General features: G+C 63.9%; 15 protein-coding genes. 10 read left to right on the forward strand and 5 right to left on the reverse strand.

Annotation, left to right across the window (positions count from 1 at the left end; all coding sequences use genetic code 11):
• A partial coding sequence (locus IF803_RS35430; RefSeq protein ID WP_461195414.1) for a GMC family oxidoreductase occupies positions 1 to 612 on the forward strand: 612 nt, incomplete at its 5' end.
• 28 nt (positions 613 to 640) lie between these two features.
• Positions 641 to 1363: a GntR family transcriptional regulator gene (locus IF803_RS35435; RefSeq protein WP_304496648.1), complete on the forward strand. Its 723-nt coding sequence runs from the start codon at positions 641 to 643 to the stop codon at positions 1361 to 1363.
• 10 nt (positions 1364 to 1373) lie between these two features.
• Here the strand turns inward: IF803_RS35435 and IF803_RS35440 are convergent, their stop codons facing one another.
• The 4 genes from IF803_RS35440 to IF803_RS35455 are packed head-to-tail and all read right to left on the reverse strand — an operon-like array spanning position 1374 to position 5213.
• Complete coding sequence (locus tag IF803_RS35440; protein WP_461195415.1) at positions 1374 to 3164, reverse strand: chloride channel protein; 1791 nt, start codon at positions 3162 to 3164, stop codon at positions 1374 to 1376.
• A 1-nt stretch (position 3165) separates the two neighbouring features.
• Complete coding sequence (locus IF803_RS35445) at positions 3166 to 3432, reverse strand: SUMF1/EgtB/PvdO family nonheme iron enzyme (protein WP_461195416.1); 267 nt, start codon at positions 3430 to 3432, stop codon at positions 3166 to 3168.
• Positions 3429 to 4163: an SDR family NAD(P)-dependent oxidoreductase gene (locus tag IF803_RS35450; protein WP_461195417.1), complete on the reverse strand. Its 735-nt coding sequence runs from the start codon at positions 4161 to 4163 to the stop codon at positions 3429 to 3431. The genes IF803_RS35445 and IF803_RS35450 overlap by 4 nt, the downstream gene beginning before the upstream one ends.
• 15 nt (positions 4164 to 4178) lie before the next feature.
• Positions 4179 to 5213, reverse strand: coding sequence for a LacI family DNA-binding transcriptional regulator (locus IF803_RS35455; RefSeq protein WP_016848473.1), 1035 nt, complete (start codon positions 5211 to 5213; stop codon positions 4179 to 4181).
• Between the two features lie 181 nt (positions 5214 to 5394).
• Between IF803_RS35455 and IF803_RS35460 the strand changes: the two genes are divergently transcribed.
• From IF803_RS35460 to IF803_RS35490, 7 genes are read left to right on the forward strand one after another with little or no spacing between them, the layout of a single operon-like run.
• Entirely contained in the window at positions 5395 to 6696 is a 1302-nt protein-coding gene (locus tag IF803_RS35460; protein ID WP_461195418.1) for an ABC transporter substrate-binding protein, read from the forward strand.
• Between the two features lie 58 nt (positions 6697 to 6754).
• Positions 6755 to 7642 carry a carbohydrate ABC transporter permease gene (locus IF803_RS35465; protein WP_035631714.1) on the forward strand — a complete coding sequence of 296 codons (888 nt, stop codon included), beginning with the start codon at positions 6755 to 6757 and terminating at the stop codon, positions 7640 to 7642.
• Positions 7643 to 7646: 4 nt separating this feature from the next.
• Positions 7647 to 8474, forward strand: coding sequence for a carbohydrate ABC transporter permease (locus tag IF803_RS35470; RefSeq protein ID WP_461195419.1), 828 nt, complete (start codon positions 7647 to 7649; stop codon positions 8472 to 8474).
• Positions 8475 to 8481: 7 nt separating this feature from the next.
• A complete protein-coding gene (locus IF803_RS35475; RefSeq protein WP_461195420.1) occupies positions 8482 to 9486 on the forward strand; it encodes a zinc-dependent alcohol dehydrogenase family protein in 1005 nt (334 codons plus the stop codon).
• Between the two features lie 6 nt (positions 9487 to 9492).
• Positions 9493 to 10566: an ABC transporter ATP-binding protein gene (locus IF803_RS35480; protein ID WP_461195421.1), complete on the forward strand. Its 1074-nt coding sequence runs from the start codon at positions 9493 to 9495 to the stop codon at positions 10564 to 10566.
• Complete coding sequence (locus IF803_RS35485) at positions 10563 to 11522, forward strand: sugar kinase (protein ID WP_461195422.1); 960 nt, start codon at positions 10563 to 10565, stop codon at positions 11520 to 11522. Before IF803_RS35480 ends, IF803_RS35485 begins: the two co-directional genes overlap by 4 nt.
• Complete coding sequence (locus tag IF803_RS35490; protein WP_461195423.1) at positions 11519 to 12556, forward strand: tagatose 1,6-diphosphate aldolase; 1038 nt, start codon at positions 11519 to 11521, stop codon at positions 12554 to 12556. Before IF803_RS35485 ends, IF803_RS35490 begins: the two co-directional genes overlap by 4 nt.
• Before the next feature lie 123 nt (positions 12557 to 12679).
• Here IF803_RS35490 and IF803_RS35495 read toward each other — a convergent pair whose 3' ends face one another.
• Positions 12680 to 14467 (reverse strand): N,N-dimethylformamidase beta subunit family domain-containing protein, encoded by a 1788-nt coding sequence (locus IF803_RS35495; RefSeq protein ID WP_461195424.1) that lies wholly within the window; start codon positions 14465 to 14467, stop codon positions 12680 to 12682.
• Positions 14468 to 14489: 22 nt separating this feature from the next.
• Between IF803_RS35495 and IF803_RS35500 the strand changes: the two genes are divergently transcribed.
• The gene (locus IF803_RS35500) at positions 14490 to 14825 is read left to right on the forward strand and encodes a hypothetical protein (protein WP_461195425.1); all 336 of its coding nucleotides are present in this window, start codon (positions 14490 to 14492) and stop codon (positions 14823 to 14825) included.
• Positions 14826 to 15016: the final 191 nt, after the last annotated feature.

The following is a 15016-nucleotide window of genomic DNA, read 5'->3' on the forward strand; positions in this document are numbered from 1 at the left end:
ATGTGTATAAGAGACAGGTTGACGGTGGGGGCGGGACAGGTGGGCGGAGCGGCCTGTACCGAATATGCGGTCGGTGGCCGTCCGGACGTGCAGTTCAACGTGATGCCGCTCTCTGTCGACAAGCCCGGCGAACCCCTCCACAGCTATTCCGGCTTCACGGCTTCGGTCTGGCAATGCCACGGCCGGTCGCGCGGACAGCTCGCGATCCGCTCGGCCGATCCGTTCGAGCAGCCGCTGATCGCGCCCAACTATTTCGCCGAGGAGATCGACCGCAAGACCATCGTTGCCGGCCTGAAGATCCTGCGCGAGATCTATCGGCAAAAGGCGTTCCGCCCGCTCTGGGACGTCGAGATGGTGCCGGGCGAGGCAGCAAGCAATGATGCCGGGCTGTGGGATTTCGCGCGCAACACCGGCGGCACGGTGTTTCACTGCGTCGGGACCTGCCGCATGGGCAGCGACGAGCGGGCAGTACTCGATCCGCAGCTGCGGGTGCGCGGCGTCGAGCGGCTGCGCGTGATCGACGCCTCGGTGATGCCGCAGATCACCTCGGCCAACACCAATGCGACCAGCCTGATGATCGGCGAACGCGGTGCAGCCCTTGTCATGCCGTGATTGGGCCGCTTGATTTCTGGAGGGCGAGATGGAATTGAGTTCCGACAGTCACGTCCCCAAATACGCGCAGATTGCCGATATCTTTCGCCAGCGGATTGCGCGCGGTGTCTGGAGTCAAGGTTTTCGCCTGCCGGCCAACGAGGAGCTGGCGGCCGAGTTCGGCGTCTCGCGCGTCACCATCAGGCAGGCCGTCGAACTGCTCGCCCGCGACGGTGTCATCGAGGCGCAGCAGGGCCGCGGCACCTTTGTTACCGGGACCGTACGGCAGGACCGCTGGCTCAAGGTAGAGACCACCCTGTCCGATCTCGCGGACATGTACCGAGACACCTCGCCGGAGATCATCAACATCTCGGAAAGCCGGAGCGATGCGCCGTTGCTTCCCGAAGACGGCAAGCCGGCCGAGAAATATGTCTTCATGCGCCGTCTGCACTCGCGCCAGAAGCAGCCTTACTGCGTCATTTCCATCTACCTCGATGAGAAGATCTTTCGCAGGTCTCCAAAGCGCTTTCGCAACGAGACGGTGATCCCGATCCTCAACGATCTCAGGGATCCGGCGATTGCCAGCGCCCGCCAGACATTGACCATCGGAACCGCAGACATCGAGGCGGCGCGGCTGCTGCGCGTGCCTTTGAACTCGCCGGTTGCCGAAGTCCGCCGTGTCTTCACGGCGAGCGATCGCACCGTGATCTATCTCGGTGAAGTCACCTATCGCGGCGATTTTGTGCGGATCGATATGGATCTAAGGCCATAGCGCACAAGCATCACCGCGAAAACAGCTCCTGATTGCGGCGTTCGAGCTCTTCCCCATAGGTGCGCAGCACATGGGATTCACTTAAGGTACCGATCGTGACGCGATGGTCGGCACGGTCAATGACCGCAAGGACGTCGGCTTCGCTCCGTTCAAAGGTCTTCAGGATCTCGCGAACCGACGTGGTCGGAAGCAGGTACTCATCCTGCTGCTGGGCCAGCGATCCGAGCGGATCGTCGTCCCGATTGGTGACGGAATGCAGCGTCGCTGCCGCAACGATGCCGGCATAGCTGCCGTTCGGATCGCGTAGCACGACCTGTCGGACCTGCGCCGGCGAAAACAGCTTCTGCGCCTCGCCGATCGGCATTGTCGTCAGTGCATTCTCGAAGTCGGCGCGCATCAGGGAAGCCGCGCTCATCTGACGGACCCAGCCGATGTCCTGCGGACCGCGGATCACCTCGCCGCGCAGGTGGAAGCGCCATGTCGCAAAGCTGTAGCCGAACAACTCGCGGACGATGAGCGCGCAGACCGATGATGCGACCACGGCCCCGACGGTCACGGAGAAATCGCCGGTGATCTCGAGCGCGAGACAAACCATGCTGAACGGTGCGCCCAGCACGCCGGTTCCGAGCGCAGCGAGAGCTGCGATGGCGGCGGTGCCGGGCTGAAGCGCGAGCGTGGGGAAGGGGCCGGTCAGCACGACGCTGTAAAGCTGCCCGATCAGCGCGCCGAGCAGCAGCGAGGCGAAGAACAGGCCGCCGCGAAAGCCGGAGCCGAGCGAGACGGCCGACGCCAAGATCTTGAGCACGATGGTCGTCGTGAGCAGGAGCCAGGTCGGATTGCTGACCAGCAGGATCTGCATTGCGCCATGGCCTGCGCCGAGCACGGTCGGCGTCAGCAGGGCGAGGCCGCCGAGCAGCAGGCCGCCGAGGATCGGACGCATGAAGCCGCTGAAGAGCGTGACGCGCTGAAAGCAACGCTCGGAGAATGCGACCGCGAGCATGACGAGGATGCTGACGAATGCGCAAATGATGCCGATCAGCACGGTCTGTCCGATCATCTCGACGGACACGGGCGATGGGAAGCCGGGCACCATCAGAAACGACTGATGCGTCAACTCCCGCGCCACCAGCCAGGCCGTGACGGCGCTGGCGATGACGGGCACGAGAGCGGCCGAAGTGTAGGCTCCCAGCACGACCTCGAAGGCATAGAAGGCGCCGGCCAGCGGAGCCGAAAACGCTGCGCTGATCGCCCCCGCCGCGCCGCAGGCCACCAATAGCCGCATGTCGTTGCGGCGGGCGGCGAGGCGCTGGCCGACATGGGAGCCAAACATCGAGCAGATCTGCGTGTATCCCGCTTCCAGTCCGACCGATCCACCGAACCCGTTGGACAGCAGCGTCTGGATCGAGATCAACAGGCTGCCGCGGAAGGACACCCGGCCGCCATAGAGCGCGTTGGCTTCGATGGCGTCAGCGAGCTGTTGTCCCTTCACGCGCCGCGCGAAGTACAGCCCGATCAGCGCCAGGACCAGGCCGCCAACTGCCGGGATCAGCAGTGTGCGCTGCCAGGAAATGACGCCGGTGGCGCTGAGATGTGCGTCGAGGGGAATGTCGAACAGCAGTGCGTGCGAGGCCTGGCTGAGGCCCGAGATCGCGGCAACGAGGACGCCGCTCAGCAACCCGACGACAATGCCGACCAGCACGAGGCCGGTCTCGCGATTGCGCACGAAATTGCGCAAGAACTGCGGCAACAGACGGGTGCCGGGAGCAGGGGCCGGCTTCGCCGCATTTGTCGCCAGCGTCATCCTATGCCGGGCTCCGCAGCGGCCCGGTGCGCGCGACAGGGAAGCCGATCTTGCTTGACGAGCCGACCGACGCGTTGGGGTTTCGTGCTGCGAAGTGGTGGCGGCTGCCGCAGGACTCGTCGCTGAGGAAGGATTCGCCGCGCGTCGAGCGGTTCGGTGCAGGCTCGCGATTCAAGGGGACTCCCGGCGGTGCGAGGCGGTCCTCGTACCATTCCCAGACATTTCCGGCGACATTATGCAGGCCGTATTCGTTGGTTTCCTGGCTCATCCGGCAAGAAACCCGCCATCCACCGCGACGACGGTGCCGGTCGCGTATTGTGATGCCGGCATGCAGAGGAACGCGACGGCTCCCGCAATGTCCTCCGGCTGACCCCAGCGCTTGAACGCGGTGCGGTCGGCGATGCGCTGATAATGCGCGCGATCGGTGCGGCCGGCTGCATTGATCGCCGTTTCGATATAGCCGGGCGCAACCGCATTGACCCGGATGCCTTGCTCGGCCCATGCCAAGGCGAGCGCCTTGGTCAGCATCACGACACCGCCCTTGCTGGCGCAATAAGCCGGGATTCGCGGCAGCGCCAATGTCGCATTCATCGAGGCAAGATTGACGATCGAGCCCTTGCTCTCGGCGAGAAGCGGACGGAACGCCATGCAGGTTCGAAAGGTGCCCGTGAGATTGACGTCGAGCACCTTCATGAAGGTCTCGATCTCGTATTCCTTGTCGCGGGCGAGAATTCCCGCGCAGTTGACCAGCGCATCGACGCGCTTGTGCTGCCGGGCGAAAGAGGCGACGGCGTCGTCGTTCGTAACGTCGAGTGTTGCGAGCGTGAGTCCGGGGCGCGATTTCAGCAGGGTGCGCGCCAGATCGGTCTCGTTGGCCGCCGTTGCGGTCACGGTCGCGCCGAGGTCGCAAAACTGATGGCTGATTGCGGCGCCAATGTCGCCGGCGCCGCCGATCACCACGGCATGGAAGTCGGGCGCAAGAGAAAAGTTTGAGCGCATTGGAGGGGTCTCGCTTCAGGATTTGAGAGGGGGAGCCGTCGATTCACGGACCACCAGGGAGAAGTCGATCTCGCGATGCATGATGGTCTGCTCGCCGGCGAGGCTGCGCACCAGATATTCCCCGGCGCGCTGCCAGGTTTCTCCGGTCGGTACGTGGATCGTGGTCAGGCTCGGCCGCAAATGGCGGCTCCAGTCGAGATCGTCGAAGCCGACCACCGACAGGTCGCGCGGCACCGAAAATCCATCGCGCTCCGCCTCGAGCAACACGCCGTAGGCGATGACATCGTTGCCGCAGACGACGGCGGTCGGACGATCCTTCAGGTTGAGGAGATAGCGGGCCGCTTCGCGCGCGTCGTCCAGCGTGTAGGGCACCTCGACATGCCATTGCGGAGGAAGCTCCAGGCCGTTCTCGGTGAGCGCGCGGCGAAAGCCGGCGACGCGAGCGCTGGCGCGGTCGTTGTTGCGCTGAAGCGCCGAGACGATCCCGATGCGGCGGTGGCCAAGTTCGATGACGTGCGCGGCGGCGCGATGGGCGGCCGCTTCGTTGTTCGTTCCGACGCAAGGGTGGGGCCGATCAGGCTGGTAGATGCCGACATTGATGAAGGGAACCGCATTGTCCGCAAGCAACTTGCGCAGTCCGTCGTGATGGCAATCACCGCGCAGCACAAGTCCATCGACGCCGCGGCTGATCAGATTGCGCGCTTGTTGCAATTCGACGTCGAGATCGTAGCCGCTCGTGGTGAGAAACAGCATGTATCCAACCGAGGAGAGATACTGCTGGAGCGAGGCGATGCCGCGCGCGAACATCGTGTTGTCGATTGTCGGAACGATCGCGCCAAGAGTGCGCGAGCGCCGTGACGACAGAATGCGCGCCGGCGCATGCGGAATGTAGCCGAGCGCATCGATGGCCTGTTCGATGCGCGCCCGCAAGGAAGGGCTTACCGCATCGGGATTGTTGAGTGCGCGCGACACCGAGGCCGTTGAGACGCCGGCGCGGGCCGCCACGGCGCGGATGCCCTGCTTCACGGATTTGGCGTTGGTCAATCGCATCAATGTAACGTTACATTCGATGGAGCAAACCGCGCGGTAGCGGTAATCTCGTAAATTTGCCGCAGAATATTCGGTTTGTCCATTGCTTGACACAACCAATGTGAGGTCTAGATTGTAACCGTTTTCAAGCCGCGTTCAAATGGCCCGCCAGCTTAAGGCGGCCAGCCGGGAGGAGAGTTCGATGAAGGCCAGGATGTTCGCGACGCACGTCGCGTTGCCCGTTCTCGCGATTGTCGCCGTCAGCGCGCAGGCTCATGCAGCCGATTTCGACTGGATGAAGTTCAAGGGCAGGACCGTCACCTTTCTCGCCAATAACAATCCGGTCGCGCAGGCGCTGCTGACCTACAAGGCCGATTTCGAGAAGCTGACCGGCATGACCCTGAAGGTCGACGGCTATCAGGAACAGCAGATGCGCCAGCGTCTGGTTACCGTCATGAATGCGAACAGCGACGAGGTTGACGTGTTCATGACGCTGCCTTCGCGCGAGGGCGAGCAGTTCGCCGCGGCCGGCTGGTACGGTGATCTCACTGCGATGGCCAAGAACGAGGTGGCCAAGGAATACGACCCGGCCGGCTTGAGCCAGGCCCTGCTCAAGGCTGCGACCTTCGGCGGCAAGCTGACCAGCATGCCGATGAACATCGAAGGTCCGATCTTCTATTACCGCACCGATATCTTCAAGAAGTGCGGCCTTGAGGCGCCAAAGACCATCAAGGATGTCGCGGCGGCCGCCGAGAAGATCAAGGCCTGCGACAGCGCTGTCACGCCCTTTGTCTCGCGTGGCCTCAAGCCCGCGGTTGCCTACACCTTCAGCAACATGCTGCACAACATCGGCGGCAGCTACATCGCAGGCGGCAAGTCGAACCTCTGCTCGGCCAAGGGCAAGGAAGCACTCGACACCTATAGCCGGCTGCTGCGCGACTTCGGTCCGCCGGGTGTGGTCAACTACAGCTTCCAGCAGATTTCGGCGCTCTACCGCAGCGGCCGCGCCGCGATGGCGTTCGAATCCTCGAATGAGTTGCGCACGGTGATGGAGGGCGGCGCGCGCCTTAAGGACACCGGCCTGCTGCCGTTCCCGGCAGGCGAGGCCGGCCAGGTGCCGACCACGATCGGCTGGGGCATGGCGGTGTCCTCGCACAGCAAACAGCCGGACGCGGCCTGGTACTTCGTGCAGTGGGCGACCAGCCCCGAGGTGCAGAAGAAAATGGCGCTCCAGGGCATTGCCCCGCCGCGGCCGTCGGTTGCCAAGGATCCCGAGTATCGCAAGTGGATCGACGAGGAACCGGTCCGCAAGGAATGGCAGGCTGCGCTCGACGTGCTGGCCACGAAGGGCTCCTCCGAGGTCGGCTATCCCATCATAGCCAATCCGGAATCCCGAGAGTTCATCGGCCAGGCCGTGCAGGACCTGATCTTGAAGCAGAAGCCGATCGACCAAGCCTGTGCTGATGCCGACAAGGCGCTCGATGCGCTGATCGCCCAGAAGTAACCGCTTGATGCTGGCAGGCTTGTGCGTGCCGGCGCCTCACTCTCAAGGAAACGGATGCATGTCGGACGCGGCTGCGACACTCACGCAGGACCGGCAAAAGCTGGAAATGTCGGCGCTATCGGCGCCGGCCGTGATCTTCACGGTCGCGATGATCGCGTTTCCGGTCGTCTATACGATCTGGCTCGGCTTCCAGACATTCTCCTCGACCGGCAAGCAGTCCTTCGCGGGTCTCGCCAATTACTCAAAGCTGATCTCCGACTACGAGTTTTGGCACGGGCTCTGGGTCACCATAGCGCTCTATGTGCTGTCGCTGGTGCTCCAGCTCGTCTTCGGCGTGTGGCTGGCTCTGGTGTTGTTTCACGCCAAGCGCCTGCCGGGAATCGTGCGCTCGCTGTTCATCTCCCCGTTCATGATGCCGCCGGTGGTGGCGGGCATGATGTGGCTGGTGATCCTCGATCCCTCGCTGGGTGCGGCCAATTACATCCTCCAGTCGTTCGGCCTGCCGCCGTCGGACTGGCTGGCGTCGCCGACCTGGGTCATTCCGACCGTCGCTCTGATCGACAGCTGGCAGTGGACACCGTACGTCGCCTTGATCGTGCTGGGCGGCCTGCAATCCCTGCCGCCAAGCGTCTACGAAGCGGCGCAGATCGACGGGGCTTCGCCGTTCAAGACCTTCCAGCGCATCACGCTGCCGCTGCTGCTGCCGACCATCGTCACCGCTGCCATCCTGCGCAGCGTCGATCTCCTGCGTTTCTTCGACATCATCTACATCACGACCCAGGGCGGCCCCGGCAACGCCTCGAACACGCTCAACATCTACGGCTTCCGGGTGGGTTTCGAGTTCTTCAACATCGGTTACGCCAGCGCCCTGATGCTGACGCTGACGGCGATCGTGTTCGGCGCCGTGCTCGCCTTCAACCGCCTGCGCGGCGCAGTGGCGTGGTGATGTCATGACGGATGCCGCCAACACCGACCGCTGGATCCGCTGGCTCAACACCGTGCAGCTCGTGCTGGCCGGCGTGCTCATCATGGCGCCGACGGTCTGGATGGTGCTGTCCTCGTTCAAGCCGTCGTTCGAGGTCACGGCCTATCCGCCGACGCTGATCTTTACGCCAACGCTCGACAATTATGTCGAGCTGACGAAGACCACGCCGTTCCTCAGCTATGCGCTCAACAGCCTCATCGTCACCGTCGGCTCGACAGCGCTCGGCCTACTGTTCGGCATCCCCGCCGCGTTCGCCGTCTCCTGGACACGGATCTCGTGGCCGGCGATCCTGACGCTCGCCGCGCGCATGGCGCCCGGCACGCTGTTCCTGCTGCCGTGGTACGTCATGTTCCGGCAGGTCGGCATGATCGGCTCCTACACCGCGCTGATCCTGAGCCACGCGGTCATCACGCTGCCGATCGTGATCTGGGTGCTGCTGCCATCCTTCGACGGCATCCCGCGCAGCGTCTTCGACGCGGCGCAGGTCGACGGGTGCAGCGTCACGCGCATCCTCTGGCGCATCGCGCTGCCGCTGGTGGCGTCCGGTGTCGCCGTCTCTGCGATCCTCGCCTTCGTCTTCTCGTGGAACTACTTCCTGTTTGCGCTGGTGCTCTCCAACGGCGACACCAAGACGCTGATCGCGGCGGCCTTCAACTTCATCGGCGAAGGCTCGACGCAATGGGGCGCCCTCATGGCCGCAGCGACGCTGATCGCGCTGCCGCCGCTGGTGCTGGCGGCCCTGGTTCAGCGCTGGCTGGTATCGGGACTGACGCTCGGTGCGGTGAAAGGCTAGGTATCTGATGAACGTGTCACCCCGTCCGAATTCGATCATGCAGGCCGCGGTCTTCCACGGCAACGACCGCATCACCATCGAGCGCGTGGCAATGCCTGACGTCGGCACAGGTGAAGTGCTCGTGCGCGTTTCGCGCACCGCATTGTGCGGCTCCGACTTCAAGCTCTGGCACAAGGGCGCCGAGTTCACCGCCGGCCATGAGATTTTCGGCATGGTCGAGCAGCCCGGTCACCGGCTGCATGGTCGCCGCTGTGCCGTCTATATTCCGCTCCACTGCGGCCACTGCGCGGCCTGCAAACGCGGCGACACCCAGATGTGCCTGGAAGTCTCCAGCCTGATCGGCTGGAACAGGCCGGGCGGCTATGCCGAATATGTGCCGGTGCCGGAAAACTGTTTGCTGCCGGTGCCTGACGATATCGAGGACAGCCTCGCGCCGCTGCTGCTCGACACCATCGGCACGTCGGGCCACGCCGTGCGCTTCGTCAGCCGCGTGGTGCCGCCGGGTGAGGCCGGACCTGTTCTTGTCATGGGCGCCGGGCCGGTCGGTCTCGGCGTCGTGCTGGCGCTGCGCGCACTCGGCTACAACGACATCTACGTCGCCGACCCCAATGCGACGCGGTTGAAGATCGCGCAATCCTTCGGCGCGAAGGCGCATCCCGTAGGCGACACCTCGCAGCGCTTCGCTCTCATTATGGAGTGCTCCGGCGCGCATGCGGCGCGCAATCTCGGCATCGAGCTTGTCCTGCCGCGCGGTGCGCTGGTGCTGGTCGGCGAGAACGCTGCGCCCTGGACCATCGAGGAGGGCAAGGTGTTCCGCCGCAAGGACTTCTACATGATCCGGACCTTCTATTTCCCGGTCTCGGATTTCGAGCCGAACATCGAGCTGCTGCGCAGGTTCAAGGATGAATACCGCGTCCTCGTCGACGGCGAGTTCAGCCTGTTGGCCTTGCCTGAGAATTTCGCCCGCTTTGCCAAGGGCGAGCTGATCAAGCCGGTACTGGCGCTGGATTAAGCGATCATGGCCTCGATCTCGATCCGCAACCTCGTCAAGCGCTACGGCAGTTTCACCGTGATCCCCGATCTCAATCTGGAGATCGCGGACCATGAATTCGTCGTCTTTGTGGGGCCATCCGGATGTGGCAAGTCGACCCTGCTACGAATCATCGCGGGTCTCGAGCCGATCACGTCCGGAGACCTCTACATCGGCGACAAGCGCGTCAACGGCGTGCAGGCTGCACAGCGCGACATTGCGATGGTGTTCCAGGACTACGCGCTCTATCCGCACATGCGCGTCTACGACAATATGTCGTTCGCATTGGAGTTGCGGGGAACGCCGAAGGCGGAGATCGATGCGCGCGTCAAGCGTGCCGCCGCGCTGCTGCACATCGAGCCCTATCTCGATCGCAAGCCGAAGGAGCTCTCCGGCGGACAGCGCCAGCGCGTCGCCATGGGCCGTGCGATTGTGCGCAATCCCAAGGCGTTTCTGTTCGACGAGCCGCTGTCCAACCTCGACGCAAAACTGCGCGGGCAGGTGCGGGCCGAGATCAAGGCGCTATCGCAGGAGCTCAAGACCACCATGGTCTTCGTGACTCACGACCAGATCGAGGCCATGACGATGGCCGACCGGATCGTGGTGCTCCAGAACGGGACGATCCAGCAATACGACACGCCGGAGACGGTCTACGAGCGGCCGGCCAACCAGTTCGTCGCCGGCTTCATCGGCTCGCCCGCCATGAACTTCTTCCCGGTCGAATGGCGTGGGGAGCGCGCGAACCTTTTGCAAGGCGCAACGGCGGTGCCGCTGGATGGCGAGACCGCAAGCCGGTTGCGCCGGGCCGGCAGCGCGATCCTCGGCGTTCGCCCCGAGCATTTCGTCGCGGCCACTGATACGGCCGACGGCGTTGCCATCAACGTCAAGCTCGTCGAGCCGCTCGGCTCGGATACGCTGATTCATTTCGATCTCGCAGGCGTCTCCGCGATTGCAAGGGTCGATCCGTCGTTGCGACCAAAGCTCGGCGATCGCCTCAGCTTGCGGCCGCAGCCGCGCAAGACGCATTTGTTCGATGCAGCGAATGGGCAGGTCTTGCGGTGAGCGCGTCGGCGGATATCGGAGATCTTTCGGCGCTCGCGGATGTGGCGTCCGGAGCCAGGCGTGTCCAGGTGATCTGCCTTGGGCTATCCGCGCTCGATCAGGTCTGGCGCGTCGATCGGCTCTTTGCGGGCAACAGCGAGAAGATAAAGGCCATCGACTACGGTACTATTGGCGGCGGAATGGCCGCCAATGCCGCGGTCGCGGTCGCACGGCTCGGTGCCTCCGTCGCGTTCTGGGGACGGGCAGGGGACGATGCCGCCGGGCACGAGATGCGGTCGGCCTTTGCTGCCGAAGGGGTCGACGTCGAGAATTTCCGGCTGTTCCCCGATGGCCGCTCATCGGTCTCGGGGATCATTGTCGACAGTTCGGGCGAGCGGCAGATCGTGAACTTCCGCGGTTTCTTTCCGGATGCGGCCGATTGGCTTCCGCTTGAAGCCGTCGCTCGCGCATCCTCGGTGCTGGCCGACCCGCGCTGGGTGGAGGGTGCCGCGACGCTGTTTCGCGAGGCGCGTGCGCGCGGCATTCCAACGGTGCTCGACGGCGACATGGCTGATGCCGAGGTGTTCGAGCGACTGCTGCCCCTGACCGACCACGCGATCTTCTCCGAGCCCGCGCTCGCTTCTTTCGCCGGATCTGTCAAAGACGAATCTCTCGCGGCGCTCGCGCGTTTCGGCTGCCGCGTCGTTGCCGTCACGCGCGGCGAGGATGGTGTGAGCTGGTACGAGAATGGCCAGCTGCACCGGCACGCCGCCTATGTGGTCGATGTCGTCGATACCACCGGCGCAGGCGATGTCTTTCATGGCGCCTATGCGCTGGCGATCGGCGCCGGTCTCGAAGTGCGCAACGCCATGGCGTTTTCTGCAGCCACGGCCGCGATGAAATGTCGCCACCCCGGTGGCCGCAACGGAATCCCTACCATCAACGAGTGTGTTGCATTCATGAGGACGAAGCCATGAGAACGATTGGAAAGAACCGCGGGCTGGGCCGCCTTGCTGACGCGGAAGGCCACTTTCGCATGGTCGCGCTGGATCAGCGGCCGCCGCTGTTCGATGCCATTGCGAAGGCGAAGGGAATCACGCGGGATCAGGTCGAATATTCCGACGTCACCGCGGCCAAGCGGCTCCTCGTGGAAAACCTTGCGCCGCATTGCAGCTCGATGTTGTTCGACCCGAATTTTGCCGTGCCCGCCGCGATCGATCTGTTGCCGCCGCGCTGCGGCCTGATCATGACGCTGGAGGAGCATCGCGTCGAGGAGACCGCGGGCGGTCGCAAGTCGCGCGCGATCGCCAACTGGAGTGTCGGGAAAATTCGCGCCATGGGCGGCGACGCCGTCAAGGTGCTGGCCTGGTATCGGCCGGATGCGGACGCGGCGGTAAACGAGCATCAGAAGCGCTTCGTGCGCGAGATTGGCGAGGAGTGCGCCCGCCACGACGTTCCCTATGTTCTTGAACTGCTGGTCTATCCGTTCCTTGGTAGCGCCAATCACACCGCCGATTATGTGGAATCGCCTGGCAAGCTCCCGGGCCTCGTCATCGATAGCGTGCGCGAGTTTGCCAAGCCCGAATACGGCGTCGATCTCCTGAAGCTTGAGAGCCCTCTCGCGGCAAACAGCCTGCCGGCCCGTGACGGCAGCGCCGAAGCCAGGGCCGCGCAGAAGGAATTCGATGCGATCGGCGATATCTGCCGTGAGCGAAGCATTCCCTGGGTCTTGCTGTCGGGCGGCGCCGCGCCGGAAAAATTCGAACGCGTCCTCGACTTCGCCTATGCCGCCGGCGCGGGCGGTTTCCTGGCGGGCCGCACCATCTGGCTCGATGCCGTCCTGAAGAATTTTCCGGACCTTACGGCGGTTTCGGCGAGCCTGCGCAAGGATGGTCTCGGCGTGCTTGAGCGGCTCAACAGGCTGACGACGGCCAAGGGCACGCCATGGAAGGCGCGCTTTCCTGTATTCACCGATATCAAGCAGGAGGGTGACTTCGCGCGCGCCTATTGAAACGGTAGCGGCTCAGCGTGTCTTGGTGGGCCCAGCAGGACTCGAACCTGCAACCAGACCATTCTGAGGGGCGAACGAAGGTCGTTGACCTTTCGTTTCAGGGGCGAAGTCGCGCTGACGGTCTCATGCTCCGAGCACCGGCTCCTTGCCGGTGAAGGCCCTGAGTATATTCGCCGTCAGGCGCGAAAGACCGTTGTCGCAGCCGTTCCAGGCCAGGGTGCCGGCATAGGCGATGGAGCCGACCGAAAACACCCAGCCGCCTCCATCGATCGGAAACAGGACCATGTCCGATCTCACCACGTCAGGCCGCTGTGCGCCTCCCTGATCCGGAAGCGAAAGTGTGAGATCTTCGATGACGAGCTGATACTCGTTGCCAAGCCCGGTCGAAGTCCCGAGCACATAGGCATGCTCGGGGCTTCCGAGCGCAACGTCGTACCTGTCGACCTCGTCTCCCACTGCTCCACCCAGCACATAGCCGTAATCGCCGACGATTTCCTCAGTGATGCCGTCGAACAATTTCGCGGCGGGCGAATTGTAGCTCGCCTCCAGACGTCGATATCCGCAGCCCCTCGACCATCCCTCCGATGCAAAGCCCACGCCTAGCATCTTGTTCGGGGCGCGGCCGCGCGTGCGCCAGATGCCGCCGGCTTCAGTCGTCGCAACATGGGTCCGTTCGCCATAGGGGGCATCCCAGCAGCGCGTGCCGCTGTTGTCGCGGCGCACCTCGATGACCCAGGGCTTTGCACCGAGCCGGCTCGTCACCCAGTAGAAGCCGTTGCCGCCAAGATACATGACCCGTCCGCCGTCATGCAGGTATCCGTCGAGGATATCGAGGCCGGTTCGTGTCCAGTATTCCGGGTGCGAGCCCGTGACGATCGCCGCGTACCGGTCGGCCAGGTTGCGCCCGCCACGTTCGAAATCTTCGTCGGTTGCGACGTGGTATTCGATGCCGAGTTGCTCCAGCCATTCGATGATGTACATGTCGACGGGAAAGTGACGGTACGAGCCCGTTAGCCAGTTCGGAAAACCAGGGCGGACGTTGAACAGCGGCCGTCTGCGGCTCGAATAGCGAACCGGCGTTCCGTCGGCATGGGTATCGTAGCAGGAGCGGCCCGGCTCCGGATGTGAGAACAGGTACTGTTCGTCCTCGGGCACCACCTTGTCATGAGGCATCACCGATGAGAAATCGAGCGAGGCCAGGTGGTCGTTCGCATAGGCCAGATAGGTGTTGGTCGGCACCAGGAACAGCACGGGTGCCGAAGTGCCTAGGACTGGCCTGACAAACAGCGGAAAATGATTGCGGCTTCCGCCGGCCTCGAGCCGAACTGCGTAGACTCCGCTTTGAAGGTCCTCCGGCAGGCGGAATTCGAGATTATACCTCCAGCCGGCATCCACCATGTCGTCGTCGTGGAATTGCAGCGCACAGTACTGCTCGGGAACTTCGACGAAGGAGTCGCTTCGCCCGTCCCAGTTGCGTCCGGTCACACCGCGCTCGACGCCGTTGACAAGGTGCCCCTGTTTGCCTCCAGCGTCCGGCTCAATCGTCTCTGACGCGAAGTCCCTGCCGAGTTTCCATGCTGCCCATGCCGGCTGCGTGGGAGTCTTCCCTGCGTGCCATGCGGCGATCATCTCGGCGGATGGCTTCGCGAGGTGCAGCGTTGGCGAGTCGATCTTGCCGTTATACGGCTCCAGCGGCGACCCGGACCGGCCGATGCCGGCCGCCGCGAGCAGGAGCGTCGCCGCATTTGCCGTCGCGCCGGTTGCCGCGCAGAGCGTGCGTTGTGCCCCAACCTTGGCATCAAGACGCCTGAGGTCGATGCAGACCTCGCCGTCGCCGATGGAAGTCAGGATCGAATACCAGTGTTTGGCGATGATCGCATCCGGCAAGACCGCGAGCGTTGCGCTGCCCATTCGAAGCGCAAGACCGCCTGAGATGATGACGAGCGCAACGTCGCCAATCGACCAGATGGCCTGCGGCGCGCTCCGCTCGGGGACGGTCGGCCATGCCCAGCAATGGACGCTGATCGCCGCATCGTTGATCGGTGAGGGAAGCGGAAATTCGGCGTGCGAGCCGACCATTGTGGATTGCACGCCGCCGGAAACGGTGCGGTCGAGCACCGACGAGAAATCGATCACCTTGCCCTCGATCGCTTCGTCGCGCCCGGGACCCGAGACCAGTCGCACGAGGCTTGCGCGGGCGGAGGCGTGCGGCGTGCTGATCGCGAGCCGGACGACATCGCCGGGCTCGCAGGACCACTCCTCGAAATAAGCCTGGATATCCATCTGACGCCGCCCACGCTCGCTGGTTAAGTCCGCTTCGGACGCCCGATGTCCGAACGCGCGCCCATCATTCGCGGATCAAAGCCGGCGAGGAAACATCTGTTGTGGCATTCTGGAGTCCGGGAGCAACAACACTGGAGAAGAGGGCAGGCGCGCCGCGGCTGATCGCGAAATTCCGCG

The organism is Bradyrhizobium sp. UFLA06-06, assembly GCF_054820065.1.